This is a genomic window from Kribbella sp. NPDC023972 (assembly GCF_040639075.1).
GTDB lineage: Bacteria > Actinomycetota > Actinomycetes > Propionibacteriales > Kribbellaceae > Kribbella.
The window spans coordinates 414669-426605 of sequence record NZ_JBEZZH010000002.1; the positions used below are offsets into that span (position 1 = coordinate 414669).

At 67.8% G+C, this 11937-nt stretch carries 14 protein-coding genes; 5 read left to right on the forward strand and 9 right to left on the reverse strand.

Features of this window, described 5'->3' with window-relative positions; all coding sequences use genetic code 11:
- The first annotated feature begins 61 nt into the window (after window positions 1–61).
- Window positions 62–1042, forward strand: coding sequence for a DUF5937 family protein (locus tag AB0F43_RS11085; protein WP_360473763.1), 981 nt, complete (start codon window positions 62–64; stop codon window positions 1040–1042).
- Here the strand turns inward: AB0F43_RS11085 and AB0F43_RS11090 are convergent.
- The gene (locus AB0F43_RS11090; RefSeq protein WP_360473765.1) at window positions 1029–4472 is read right to left on the reverse strand and encodes a discoidin domain-containing protein; all 3444 of its coding nucleotides are present in this window, start codon (window positions 4470–4472) and stop codon (window positions 1029–1031) included. The genes AB0F43_RS11085 and AB0F43_RS11090 overlap by 14 nt on opposite strands.
- A 156-nt stretch (window positions 4473–4628) precedes the next feature.
- The gene (locus AB0F43_RS11095) at window positions 4629–5216 is read right to left on the reverse strand and encodes a TIGR03086 family metal-binding protein (protein WP_360473767.1); all 588 of its coding nucleotides are present in this window, start codon (window positions 5214–5216) and stop codon (window positions 4629–4631) included.
- Between the two features lie 52 nt (window positions 5217–5268).
- Here AB0F43_RS11095 and AB0F43_RS11100 point away from each other — a divergent pair, with 52 nt between their 5' ends.
- The 3 genes from AB0F43_RS11100 (at window position 5269) to AB0F43_RS11110 (ending at window position 7028) form a co-directional block, all read left to right on the forward strand.
- Window positions 5269–5688 carry a MarR family transcriptional regulator gene (locus tag AB0F43_RS11100; RefSeq protein WP_360473769.1) on the forward strand — a complete coding sequence of 140 codons (420 nt, stop codon included), beginning with the start codon at window positions 5269–5271 and terminating at the stop codon, window positions 5686–5688.
- A gap of 171 nt (window positions 5689–5859) precedes the next feature.
- A complete protein-coding gene (locus AB0F43_RS11105; protein ID WP_360473771.1) occupies window positions 5860–6369 on the forward strand; it encodes a sigma-70 family RNA polymerase sigma factor in 510 nt (169 codons plus the stop codon).
- Window positions 6366–7028: a zf-HC2 domain-containing protein gene (locus AB0F43_RS11110; protein WP_360473773.1), complete on the forward strand. Its 663-nt coding sequence runs from the start codon at window positions 6366–6368 to the stop codon at window positions 7026–7028. Before AB0F43_RS11105 ends, AB0F43_RS11110 begins: the two co-directional genes overlap by 4 nt.
- A gap of 395 nt (window positions 7029–7423) precedes the next feature.
- Here the strand turns inward: AB0F43_RS11110 and AB0F43_RS11115 are convergent, their stop codons facing one another.
- On the reverse strand, window positions 7424–7663 hold the full coding sequence (locus AB0F43_RS11115; protein WP_360473775.1) for a hypothetical protein: 240 nt from the start codon (window positions 7661–7663) through the stop codon (window positions 7424–7426).
- Between the two features lie 63 nt (window positions 7664–7726).
- Window positions 7727–8434 carry a winged helix-turn-helix domain-containing protein gene (locus tag AB0F43_RS11120; protein ID WP_360473777.1) on the reverse strand — a complete coding sequence of 236 codons (708 nt, stop codon included), beginning with the start codon at window positions 8432–8434 and terminating at the stop codon, window positions 7727–7729.
- A 145-nt stretch (window positions 8435–8579) separates the two neighbouring features.
- On the opposite strand from AB0F43_RS11120, the gene AB0F43_RS11125 reads away from it, so the two are divergent.
- Window positions 8580–9194 carry a flavin reductase family protein gene (locus AB0F43_RS11125; RefSeq protein ID WP_360473779.1) on the forward strand — a complete coding sequence of 205 codons (615 nt, stop codon included), beginning with the start codon at window positions 8580–8582 and terminating at the stop codon, window positions 9192–9194.
- Here the strand turns inward: AB0F43_RS11125 and AB0F43_RS11130 are convergent.
- The 5 genes from AB0F43_RS11130 to AB0F43_RS11150 form a co-directional block, all read right to left on the reverse strand.
- The gene (locus AB0F43_RS11130; protein ID WP_360473781.1) at window positions 9184–9576 is read right to left on the reverse strand and encodes a VOC family protein; all 393 of its coding nucleotides are present in this window, start codon (window positions 9574–9576) and stop codon (window positions 9184–9186) included. The two genes, AB0F43_RS11125 and AB0F43_RS11130, sit on opposite strands and share 11 nt — an antisense overlap.
- The gene (locus tag AB0F43_RS11135; RefSeq protein ID WP_360473783.1) at window positions 9573–9893 is read right to left on the reverse strand and encodes a metalloregulator ArsR/SmtB family transcription factor; all 321 of its coding nucleotides are present in this window, start codon (window positions 9891–9893) and stop codon (window positions 9573–9575) included. The genes AB0F43_RS11130 and AB0F43_RS11135 overlap by 4 nt, the downstream gene beginning before the upstream one ends.
- 259 nt (window positions 9894–10152) lie before the next feature.
- Window positions 10153–10938, reverse strand: coding sequence for an arylamine N-acetyltransferase (locus tag AB0F43_RS11140; RefSeq protein ID WP_360473785.1), 786 nt, complete (start codon window positions 10936–10938; stop codon window positions 10153–10155).
- 24 nt (window positions 10939–10962) lie between these two features.
- A complete protein-coding gene (locus tag AB0F43_RS11145) occupies window positions 10963–11088 on the reverse strand; it encodes a hypothetical protein (protein WP_360473787.1) in 126 nt (41 codons plus the stop codon).
- Window positions 11089–11118: 30 nt separating this feature from the next.
- Complete coding sequence (locus tag AB0F43_RS11150; RefSeq protein ID WP_360473789.1) at window positions 11119–11895, reverse strand: GntR family transcriptional regulator; 777 nt, start codon at window positions 11893–11895, stop codon at window positions 11119–11121.
- Window positions 11896–11937: the final 42 nt, after the last annotated feature.

The following is an 11937-nucleotide window of genomic DNA, read 5'->3' on the forward strand; positions in this document are numbered from 1 at the left end:
TGACTGTCACCCGGCGCGATCCACGTCCGTGAACGATTTAGCAGTCGGCTACATTGAACAGGTGCTCACGTACGAGCTGACCGCGGCGGACCTGGCGGACATCCGGTTCGCGATCTCGCCCGCGGCGGAGACAGTGCTCTCGCTGCGCGCGCTCCAGGATCCTGGCCGATTCCCCTTGCAGTTGCCGTGGGTGCGCGCCGTACAGCCGTTGCTGGATCAGCTGGACTGGAGCGTCCTGCGCTGGCTGGTCAACGAGACCATGGGCAGCCCGGATTTCCTCACGCCGCGACCCACCTCGCCCCTGACCCAGCTCGACGACGAGCTGGAGATCGTCGCGTCGGTCGACCGCAGCACCTTCGAGCGGCAGCTCGTCGCGGTGAACGGGCAGCTGCCCGGCGAACTGGCCGGCAGTGACGGCGTCACGAAGGTCGTCGAGGCGCTGGGCGCCTACTGGCAGACCGTGATCGCGCCGTACTGGGACCGGATGCGCACGATCCTGTCCGCCGACATCAGCTACCGCGGCCACGTCATCACCCGGCAGGGGACCGCCGCGATGCTGAACGACCTCGCACCCGTCATCAGCTACCAGGACGGACGGCTGGACATCGACCAGGTCAGCAATCCCAGCCGGACCGAGCGCATCGACGGCCGCGGTCTGGTCCTGCAGCCGACCTTGTTCGGCCCGCATGCGGTGATCCCGTTCGACGTCGGCGCGGAACCACTGATCGGCTACCCGCCTCGCGGCCAGGGCCACCTCTGGTCAGTCGTCGAGCCGCCGTCGCGGCGGGACCTGGCACAGCTTATCGGTACGCCGCGCGCCCACATCCTGGCGCTCCTCACCCACCCGCGGACGACCAGCGACCTGGCTGCCGAGCTGAAGGTCACCCCGTCCGCGGTGAGCCAGCATCTGCAAGTGCTCCGGCGTACGGGACTGGTCGAGCCGCAGCGTACCGGCAAGCTCGTGCTGTACCGGCCGACAGAGCTGGCCGACCTGCTGACCGGCAGCAGGTCGCCAGCATCGTCAACGATTACGGGGTCTTGAGCAGTTGGACCTCGGCGATATTGGTGAAGCCGCCGTGGCCGTCGTACACGCGGATCATCGGTGTGGAGGCCGGCGATGCCAGCGGGAAGACGTACCACTGGTTGCCGTCGGCAACACCGGTGATCGTGGCCAAGGTCGTCCAGGTGGTGCCGCCGTCGGTGGAGGACTGGACGAAGGTGCCGTTGGCCCGGCTGGGGAAGTTGGTCCGCGGATGAATCCGTACGGCGTTGAACTCCAAAGCCGTCGGCGCGGTCACCTTGACCCAGCCGTTGCCGCTGGTGGTGTCGGTGAAGGTGTTGATGTTCCCGTCGAACATCCGCCACCCGTTGTCCTCGGCCGTGCTCACCCCCGGGAAGACCAGGCTGGAGGCAACCACCCAGCTCGGCTGTACGGCGACCGTCTGGACGCCGGTGTTCCACAGTTGTAGCGCCGTCCCATCCGTCGACGAGACGATCGTGGCACCGGTCTGCCCCGCGGCCGTCGTGTAGTCAACCGAGAACTGCAGTGCACGCCCATAGCCGACGTTGTCCGGCAGTACGAGCTTCGCCGTCCAGTGTTGACCGTCCGACGTCGTGACGGTCGCGTCGAGCCCTTCGATCGTTGCCTTCACTGTGCTGAGCGGCTCGGTAGCGGTCATGGTCAACGTGACCGTGTCGCCGTTCTGGGCAAGGGTCGGGTCACTGTTGCTCGATGCGATCGACACCGAGTTCAACGCCGTACTCATCTCCATCCGCTCGCCGTAGATCCGGAATTCGCTGAAGCTGGACAGGCCTGGGTACGCCGGATCGGTCGGTACGCCGGGGTGGTCGACCTGGAGCTTGAGGAACCGGAAGCTCAAAGCCTTCATCTCGTCGCGGACCGGGATCTTCTCGAGGGCGAAAGCCTCGTCGCTGGTGTCGGTCGTCTCCCGGGAGGTCAGCAGCGTCCAGCTCCGTCCGTCGTTGGAGCCATACACGTTGGCGCCCTGCGAGCGGTTGGCGAAGTTGTACCGGGCCTGCAACCCGAACGCGTCGGCCCGGACCCGGAAGCCGTTGCCGTAGTCGATGATCGCCGGTGCTCGCAGGTCACCCGAGAAGGTGTTGAAGTCGCCGTCGAGCATGTTGCCCAGGGCAACCGGCGTGATCGTCGCGGAGGTCGCCCGGCCCCAGTAGTCGAACGATCCGTCGTCGGGCATCGTGGGCGTGAGCTCCTGCAGCCCGGCCACGGCGGCTTGTACGGCGACCAGGTCGGCGGCGAAGCTGGCCGAGTCGGCCGACTCGATGTCGGCGGTCGCCTTGGCCGCGGCCGCCGTCACCGCCGCGGCAGTCGACCGGACGTAGACGGTGTCGGCGTCGTATCCCTCGAGCGCCGCAGTGATCGCGGCGGCACGACTGGCGGCGACCGCGACCGTCACCCGCAGCACGCTGGACGTCGTACCGTCGTCGGCTGTGACGAATGTCTGGTGATCGCCCACGTGGCTTGTGGTCGGCGTCCAGGTGAGAACGCCGGTGTTTGCATCGAGTGCGGCACCGCTGGGCAGAGCTGTGCCGGCGGTGTAGGTCACGGCGTCGGTGTCGGTTGCGGCCAGGTTGCTCGTGAACGGCTCGCCCGCGACGGCGACGCCACGAGTGTCGGTGCCCTGCGGGAACCTCGGGGGTGTGAGTTGGCTCTTGGCCTGCAAGTTGACGGCGTCGATGTCGACGGCAACCTTCGACGATCCGACGACGGTGTAGTACGCCAGGGATTCACCACCCGCGCTGCCACGCAGCTTCGACGTGTCCATGTCGTACGTCAGGTACCGCCAGGCACCGTTGGTGTCCGGCACGGTCAGCGAGTGGTACGGCGCCAGCGTCCTCTCCTTGCGGATCTGCAGCGTGGCCGTGCCGTTCGTCCGCACCAGCACACCCACCGGGCTGTAGCCGTTGCGGTTCTCGTAGAGCAGTGAGCGTACGGCGATCGTCGTACCCGAACGGCTCGGGGTCATCCGGACGTAGCCGTCGCGGACCGAGGTGCCGGGTGTGATCGGGAACGTCCGCGTCTCCGCCTGAACGAGCGCGTTGCGTTGCACCGGAGGAATCGTCCCGGCGACCGAGGCCGGGAACGACAACCAGGAGTCGGGGTTCCAGTCCGGGTTGCTGTTCCAGTAGTTGTACGGCGCCGTACCCCAGTAGAACTGTGCGGCCGCGTCCTGTTTCGTCGCGACCTCGGTGATACTCGGCGCGATCTCGCGAATCTCGCCGCCCAGCTTGTCCTTGTAGACGTGGTACAGCTCGTTCGTCGGGTCGAAGATCCGGCCGCGGTAGGCCTGGGAGAGTACGCCGCCGCGCCCGGTGGTGTCGATCCACGGGATGTCCTTGCCCAGCATGAACGCGAAGAACTGTTCCGAACCGCGGAGCAGGCGGTAGTCGCCGAACTCCCACGGCGAGACCGCGTTCCGCTGGGTGGAGACCGTGCCCCGCACCGGATCCAGCCGGGTGCCCTGGGTGTCGACGACCCGGGCGAGTTGGGTGAGCATGCTGACGTCGTCCCAGGCGTGCGCCTGGTCGCGTCCCATCTCCTGCAGTTGGACGAACGTACGCCGGTACGGGTTACGCGGGTCGTTCTTGTCGATGACCGGCATCACCTTCGCCAGCGCGCCGTTGGTGTGGTCGTCGGGATTGGTGGAGTTCACCGAGAACCACTCGACTGCTTCGGCGTACCGGGCCTGGTTGTCGGTGAAGATGTAGCCCGCCATCGCGCCGATGAGCGAGTAGCTGTGCTGGTTCATGAAGTTCCTGTTGCGGTACAGGAAGGTCCGCGTCATCGGCTCGATCAGGTTCGTGGTGAGGTCGGCGGTGTCGGCGTCGTTCCACTGCAGGTCGTAGCCGTCCGCCCCTGGGTTCACACTCGAGTAGCGCAGAATCTCCGCCGCGGCCAGCATCCGCATCAGCGGCGGACCGCTGTGGATGTGCGCGTCCGGATAGTACGCGTACGCGGCCGGATTCATGTGACTCCAGATCCGGACCAGTTTCAGGCCGTTCGCGCGGTGGACCGGGTCGCCGGTGATGACGTAGAGAATCGCCTGCGTGTAGGCGCGAAACGCGTCGTCGATGAACAGCGACTGGACCCCTTGGGAGTTGAACGCGCTGTTCGCCGGCCGGTCCACGACCGGGCCCTGGTTCCTGGAGCTGAAGGTCGTGGACGCGTACTTCGTGGCGACCATGGCGGCGTAGTACGACGCCCACGGCTCGGCGCCGGCCTGCACCTGGGCGCGAGCACGTTCCAGGGAGTCGGCGCTGACCGCGAGACCCGGATGCACGAACCCGGCGCTCGATGTCACCCGGTTCAGAGTGGGTGCCGGGTACGCCGCGACGACCGCGAACGCTGTGGACGGAACGGTCAGGAGCGCCACCATGATCGCCAGCAGTGTCACCAGTGTGGTGGAGCGACGTCTTCCCAGGACAGCCAACATGGACCCTCTCCTCCGGTCGTGTGGCCGCGAGCCTCGCACCCCCATACCCGGACGGCAAGCGCTTGCCCAAGACTGAAAATTTCGCGGCCCGGTCACAGTCGTCGGCAGCGACATCTATGACCTGGACCGCGACAACGACGGCCTCGGCTGTGAGGACTAGTTGGGCCAGGTGGGGTTGCGGCCGAGAAGAGCGACTGTTTGGTCCAGGGGGTCAGTGCCTGACCACGGGACATCGGGGCCGAAGGGGGTGCCCGGGGTCAGCCGGAGGTCGCCGGTGGGGACGATCCGGGCCACGTCGAGGGCGGCCGCGGAGACCTCAGGAGTGAAGGTGACCGTGGTGCCGAGGGTCTTCGCGACGTCCCAGGAGTGCACCACGTAGTCGATGAAGTGGAAGCTGATCGCCTGCTGCCCCGGGAACGACGTGCCGAACTCGGGGAGCGGGAAAACGCGCTCGGTGACGCCGTCCTCGGCGAAGGCGGTCAGGACGTGTTCCGCGGAGTCGATGTAGGCCTTGACCGGGTCGTCGCCCAGGTCGCGGAGTTTCCACCCGGCTTCGTCGCCGTCGCCACGGGAGGCGGCGGCGAAGCCGTAGTGCTGGGTCGCCATGTGGGCGAGCAGTCCGTACAAGGTCCAGGCCCGGCAGGGTGTCGGCTTGGCGAGATCGTCGTCGGTGACACGCGCCACCAGGTCGATGCTGACCCGAACCGCTTGTGCGTCGAGAGAAACGTAGTCAACTGTAGGCATGCGCTGATCATATGCGCGAGCTTATGATTGCGCCAGTGCTATCTTCCGTTGCGTGAGTGACGAGCGCCCCGATCTCGCCGCGATGCTGCATCCGCTGCTGCGCGCGCTCATCGCGGCGGAGATGCCCGTGCTCGCCGAGCACGACGTCTCCATGTGGGGGTACGCCGTACTGACCGCGCTCGACGACACCCCGGTGCGCACCCAGGCCGCTCTCGCGGAGGCGATCGGGGCCGACAAGTCGCGCATCATCGGCACCCTGGACGAACTGCAGGAGGCCGGCCTGATCGAGCGGACGCCTGATCCGAACGACCGCCGGGTCAGGCTGCTGTCGATCACTCCGAAGGGCCGCCGGGTGCGAAGCGCCGTCCGCAAAGGCATCCGGGCCGCGGAGGACCGCCTCCTCGCAACCCTCCCGGCAGCCGACCGCGAAACCTTCCTCCGCGCCGTCCGCGAGTTGTACGACGCCCACTGACGTCCATCGCGCACGGACGTCCACCCCGAGCCGTACGGGATCGATGGCGTCCGCGTACTTCCCAGTGCACCAGGCGGATGCATTGCTTCCTGTGCAGAATGGTGCGATCAGCAGTGGCAGCGCAGTGATCCCGGCCGGGATCGCACGATGCACGACAGAGCAGGAGCGCCGATGGCCGACGACCGGGCGGCGTTGCTGCGCGAGTTGCACGATGTGCACGCGCCCGCGTTGTGGCGATTCGTGGTCCGCCTGACCGGCGACGACCGGCTGGCCGAGGATGTCGTGCAGGAGACGCTGCTGCGGGCCTGGCGCCGGCCGCAGATCCTGACCGAGGACGAGGCCGGAGCCCGGGCCTGGCTGTTCACGGTGGCGCGCAATCTCGTCATCGACGACCGGCGCAGTGCCCGGGTCAGCCGCGAGGTGGCCAGTGACGACCTGCCGGAGAATCCGAGTGCCGACCACGCGAACGCCGTACTCGATGCGTGGCTGGTGGCCGAGTCGCTGGCGCAGTTGTCGGAAGAACATCGGCAAGTGATTGTTCGTGCGTACTACGGGCGTCGTACTGTCACTGATATCGCCGCGGAGCTGGACATCCCGTCAGGCACCGTGAAGTCGCGGCTGCACTACGGGTTGCGGGCCTTGAAGCTCGCGTTGCAGGAGAAGGGGGTGACGAGCCAGTGAGCGATCCGTACCAGGAGTGGGACGCGGCCTACCTGCTCGGCGCGTTGTCGCCTCAGGACCGGCGCGCGTACGAGGAGCACCTGCGGACGTGTGACGAGTGCTCGGCCGCGGTGGCGTCGCTGGCCGGCGTACCCGGGGCACTGGCGGCGCTGCCGGAGGATCGCGCGCTCGCGACGATCACGGCCACCCCGCCCAACCTGCTGCCCGGGCTGGTCCGCGCGGTCCAGCAGGACACGCGCAAGCGGCGCGTGCGGATGGGCCTGGCGATGGCGGGAGTCGCGGCGACGGCGGCCGCGGTCGGTGCGCTGGTCGCGATCCCGCTCAGCCGCGAGGAGCCGCAGGGGGACTACGTCGTCCTCGCGCAGACGGTGGCGAGCAAGCTCACCGCGGACGCCAGGCTGGTGCCGGAGCGCTGGGGTACGACGATCGAGATCAGCTGCCGGTACGACGAACTCGCCACGCCGAGCGAACGCGCCCGGGGGTACGAGCTGTACGTCACGGACACGTCCGGGAAGGCTCAGCTGATCGCGAGCTGGACCGCGGCACCGGGGACGACGGTCAAGCCTGCCGCGACCACGAAGCTGCAGCGCAATGAGATCCGCGCGCTGGATATTCGCAGCTCCGAGACCGGCCGGGTGCTGCTCGCCGTGCACTTCTGAGCACTGTCCGCGAAAATCCGGTGGCAGAAGAAACGAATGACTGAGTACCGAAGGGGCACCTGAAGGTCAAGAGACGTGGTCGCTCGAGAGGCCGCTTCTCGAGACCCCGGTGTTCAGGGACGTGCACCGGGGTCGCTCGCGTCCGGCCCCACCCACCCCGTCGGCGCGGCGTCAACGTCTGGGGTGGGTGTGGCGGAGAATTTTTTCCTTCGATTGTGTAACGCTCGTGCTGTCACCAGCGATACACCGTGTGTAACGCCACTGAGGATCCCGTCCCAGGTCATCCGCCCGAAGGGCCTGGGGCGGGGTTCTCGCCGTCGACAGGCGCCCCGGCCGCGTTACGCACGAAGGCCCCCGGATTCCTCCGGGGGCCTTCGTGCTGTCCTCCCTCGACGTTATGACGCTCGTTCGGTTGGTCCATGCGACTGCGGCAAGGCGATCCGGTCTGCCGGGAGGCGTTCCGTCCGCTCGGTACCGTCGTCGCCCTCGTACTGCACCAGACCGATCCATCCCGTCTCCTCGTGCTCACGGCCGATGAGCCAGCCGGGACGCCACTGGCCGTCCGCGTGGACGATCACATGGCTGGGCAGCGGCAGACGGGACACCACTTCGGTGCCGGGCTCGAACTCAGTCATGGCCGCAGGCTAGGTGCTTTCCGCGTTTCGCGCCTCCTGGGAGGGCGTTTCGTCCCGGTATTCTCAGACTCTGGGCAGAAGTTCCCGCACGATACCCGCGGACAGCCCGAGCTCACGCACCGAACCCGTCACCTTCAACGCTCGGGTCCCCGTGATGTGGCTCACCCACCCTTGCCGCAACGCATGTGTGCACAAAGCCGCGCCGACCGCCCCGGCCAGATGCGGCCGGCGCTCGGTCACGTCCAGACATGACCGCAGCGCGGGTCGTCCGCGTCGCCGCTCGACCGTGATGCCGAGATCGTCCAACCAGGCCGAGCCTTCCGGCGTGAGGAGGACGCCGTCCGACCAGTCGATCAGACCGCGTTCGGTCATCGCATCCGCCAACGCCACCCCGAGTTTCCCCGCGAGGTGGTCGTAGCACGTCCGCGCCCGGGCGAAGGCGTCCCGCCTGCTCACCGCCGCCAGGCTGTTCAGAACCTCGGTACGACGAGGCGCGAGCGCGGCAAGTCCTTCGATCAACTCGGCCGTCTCCGGACCGGCGAGCTTCAGATAGCGATGCCGTCCCTGCCGTACCTCGGTCAGCAATCCGCCATCCACCAGCAGATTGAGATGCTCGCTGATCGTCGGCCGCGACACCTTCGCCAGCTGGGCCAGCTCGGTCGCAGTCCAGGCCCGCCCGTCGAGCAACGCCAGGCAGATCGTCGCCCGAGTGGCGTCGGCCAGCATCCTGGCCCAGGCCGCCAACTCCTGCCCTTCCGTCTGCGTGCTCATCCGCGTCCTCGCTTCGCACCGGGCGCGGATGAGACACGAGGTGCGCTGTGTTTGATGATGAACTCGCTTCGCTCGTTCATGGATCCATCATGCCGCTCCGACAGTTCGGCGCCTGCCGAAGCGATCGCCTTCTAGCGTCGGGACCATGACGCACCTGACGATCGAACCGTCCATCCTGTACGTCGGTACGCCGGTCGCGCTGCTGTCCACCGAGAACGACGACGGCACGATCAACCTCGCCCCGATGTCGTCCGCGTGGGCGCTTGGCGATGTCGTCGTCCTCGGCCTCGGGGTGTCCGGCCAGACCGCTCACAACCTCCAGCGCCGGCCAGGCCTGGTGATCAACTTCCCAGAGCCTTCACAGTGGCAGGCGGTCGAGCGGCTTGCCGGCCTGACCGGCCGCGACCCAGTGCCGGAGCACAAGCGCGCCCGGTTCCGCTTCGAGCGGGAGAAGTTCAACGCCGCCGGGCTGACGGCGATCGGGTCCGAACTGGTCGGCCCGCCGCGGGTGGCCGAGTGCCCGTTGCAGTTCGAGGCGACCGCCGTACAGTCCCACTTTGATGCTGATGGCAACTTTTTGATCGTCCAGGCGAAGGTATTGCGCGTGCACGCCGACGACCGCGTCGTCATACCGGGGACGTCGTACGTCGATCCCGCCGCGTGGTCGCCGTTGATCTACAACTTCCGCCACTACTTCGGGTTGGGCCCGGAGCTGGGCGAGTCCTTCCGCACCGAGACGCCGCGGGTCGTCACGGCGTGAGCTGCTGGGCGATCTGGATGAGGTTGCCGCAGGTGTCGTCGAACACGGCCGTGGCGACCTGGCCCATGTCGACCGGCTCCTGGGTGAAGCGCACGCCGAGACCGCTCAGCCGCTCGTACTCGGCCTTGACGTCGTCGACCGCGAACGAGGTGAACGGGATGCCGTCGGCGACCAGCGCGTCCTTGAACGGCTTCGCCGCCGGGTGGCCGCTGGGTTCGAGGAGCAGCTCGGTGCCGTCCGGGTCCTCCGGGGACACCACGGTCAGCCAGCGGTCGGTGCCCAGCGGGACGTCGTGCTTCGTCACGAAACCCAGCATGTCGGTGTAGAACCGCAGCGCCTTCTCCTGGTCGTCGACGAGAACGCTCGTCAGGTGGATTCTCATGCGGGTCCCTTTCCTTCGGTGTCGCCGGCGTCGCCGGTGACCTTCCCGGGTTTCCTGAGCCACCGCTCGACGATCGGTTCGAGCGGGCTGGTGTTGATGTAGTGGAACTTGTACCGGCCCTCGCGCCTGGTCTCGACCAGGCCGGCGGTCTCGAGCACGTCGAGGTGCTGCGAGATCGCCTGCCGTGACGAGCCGAGCTGATGCCTGGTCGCCAGCCGGGCGCAGAGCTCGAAGAGCGTCTGACCGTTGCGGTCGGTCAGCTCGTCGAGGATGATGCGCCGCGTCGGATCGGCCAGGGCCTTGAACAAGTCGCCCACGTGACAGCACGTTAGGCAAGTGAATGCTTGCCTGTCAAGTGCAGTCGAGGGATTACGCCTGGGCCCCCTCCGGCGGGGAACCGGCAGACAGCGCCTAGGCGGTGTCTGACGGTTCCCCGCCTACTGCGCGGCACTCGGCACGGCATCTCGCCGCACTGGAGCAAAGGCCACTGGACACCACATCGAGACCTTCGCTCCAGCACGCCGAGCTACCGCACCGAGCACCTGCTCGCTACGGCGCTGAACCGGCAGACAGCGCCTAGACGAGCCGCAGTCGGTCCACTTCTTCGTCGCTGAGGATGACGTCGAGGCTGGCGAGCGCTTCCGGGAGGTCCTCTGCCGGTACTACGCGCTGCGTGGTGCGGCCGTCGGCGTACTCGGTGGTGAGTTCGTTGCCGATCAGGCGGCGAACGACGCCGTCGGCGACGCGCATCACCACCGGGCGCCCGGTGAAGGGTGAGTCCGGATGGGTCGAGACGTAGTGGTGGTAGACCTCGTAGTCGATCGGGCGGACCGGCTCGTCGTTGGACGCGTGCTGCGGGATCCAGCCGTCCGGGGTCTTCTTCGAGAGAGTCCACACATCACCCTCGGCCGTGAGGCGGTGGTCCCAGCCGGCCTGGTCGACGATCACGCCGTCCTTCAGCGGGGTCGGGTAGAGCTGGCCGGCGCCGAAGCCGACATCGGCGAGGAACTCCTGCCCGTCCACGCCGACCTTGAGGAGGGCGTGCGTACGCGGTCCCGACTTGTGTGGTTGCACCCGTGCGACCCGCCGTTCCACCGCGAACCCGAGTTGCTCCAGCGCGGCGCCGAACAGCAAGGTGTGCTCGTAGCAGTAGCCGCCGCGTTGCCGCCGTACCAGCTTCGCCTGGATCGCGCCCAGCTCGATCCCGGGGTGCGTGCCGAGGATCACGTCGAGGTTCTCGAACGGGATCGCCAGCACGTGCGCCCGGTGCAGGCTCTTGAGGTTCTCCGCGGACGGCGCCACCCGCGGGTGCGCGATCCGCTCGAGGTAGGCGTCCAGGTCCAGTTCGTCGATCTGCCACATGGCGCCTACCTCAACACTTCTAGTTCACTTGAGGTCAAGCTCGGTGAACAAGGTCAGCTGAATCCCGCCCGGTGTCTCCAGCCGGTAGAACGTCACCGCCTCGTCGTAGTCATCCGCCGTCACGACCAACCGCAGTTCCTTGACCGTCATGGTCCCCAGTATCAGACCTGCTCCGTTGGGTCAGGCGCCGGCGTGAGTCACCGCGCCGGTCGTCAGCCGGTAGCCGGTGTTGGCGGAAAACTCGGCGGAGAGGGCGAAGCGGTCGCCGCGGACCAGCGTGTGCCGCCACTCGACCGGGTTGTTGTGGGAGGTGCCCCGGCGGTTGATGGAGAAGGCGGCGGCTTCCGGCGGGCAGCGGAGGAGTGCGCGTTCGGCCGGTGTGGGTACGACGGCACGGATGTCCTCGCGGCCGTGGTCGAGGCGGAGGCCGGTACGGGCGGCCAGTTCGTTGTAGAGGCTGGTGTGGGTGAAGTCGGCGTCCAGGAGCGGTTCCGCGAGTGAGGCGGGCAGCCAGACACGGTCCAGGGCCAGCGGTTCGTCGCCGGCGAAGCGGAGACGCTCGAGGTAGAGCAGCGGGATGGACTCCTCCAGGTCGAGACGGGCCGCGATGACACCGTCGGCCCGGATGTCCAACGCCCGTACGACGCTGTGCTGCGTCAGTCCGGAGGCCTCGACCGACGAGAACAGGCTGTAGAGCGCGCCCATCGGCTGCCGGATCTCCGGTGCCGTGGCCACGCGCGGCTGGCGGCCGCGTTCGGCCACGATCAGACCGTCCGCGCGCAGCTTGGTGAGCGCCTGCCGAACCGTGTGCCGACTGACCTGGTAGTCCTCGACCAGGGCGAGCTCGCCGGGGAAGACCTCGTCGAACTCCCCGCCCCGCAGTCGCCGGACCAGGTCCTGCTGCAGTTGCTTCCAGAGCGGCTGGCCGCTGGAGCGGTCGAGCCTGCGCTCGGTCATCTGGGTCCATGCCTTCGTCGGGTGCCGGGGTTGCCAAATGTC

Bases quoted from the DNA above. Each gene is read 5' to 3' on its own strand.
- AB0F43_RS11090 (WP_360473765.1), bottom strand. From the start codon at position 4,472: ATGTTGGCTGTCCTGGGAAGACGTCGCTCCACCACACTGGTGACACTG.
- AB0F43_RS11095 (WP_360473767.1), bottom strand. From the start codon at position 5,216: ATGCCTACAGTTGACTACGTTTCTCTCGACGCACAAGCGGTTCGGGTC.
- AB0F43_RS11105 (WP_360473771.1), top strand. From the start codon at position 5,860: ATGGCCGACGACCGGGCGGCGTTGCTGCGCGAGTTGCACGATGTGCAC.
- AB0F43_RS11115 (WP_360473775.1), bottom strand. From the start codon at position 7,663: ATGACTGAGTTCGAGCCCGGCACCGAAGTGGTGTCCCGTCTGCCGCTG.
- AB0F43_RS11120 (WP_360473777.1), bottom strand. From the start codon at position 8,434: ATGAGCACGCAGACGGAAGGGCAGGAGTTGGCGGCCTGGGCCAGGATG.
- AB0F43_RS11125 (WP_360473779.1), top strand. From the start codon at position 8,580: ATGACGCACCTGACGATCGAACCGTCCATCCTGTACGTCGGTACGCCG.
- AB0F43_RS11130 (WP_360473781.1), bottom strand. From the start codon at position 9,576: ATGAGAATCCACCTGACGAGCGTTCTCGTCGACGACCAGGAGAAGGCG.
- AB0F43_RS11140 (WP_360473785.1), bottom strand. From the start codon at position 10,938: ATGTGGCAGATCGACGAACTGGACCTGGACGCCTACCTCGAGCGGATC.
- AB0F43_RS11145 (WP_360473787.1), bottom strand. From the start codon at position 11,088: ATGACGGTCAAGGAACTGCGGTTGGTCGTGACGGCGGATGACTACGAC.
- AB0F43_RS11150 (WP_360473789.1), bottom strand. From the start codon at position 11,895: ATGACCGAGCGCAGGCTCGACCGCTCCAGCGGCCAGCCGCTCTGGAAG.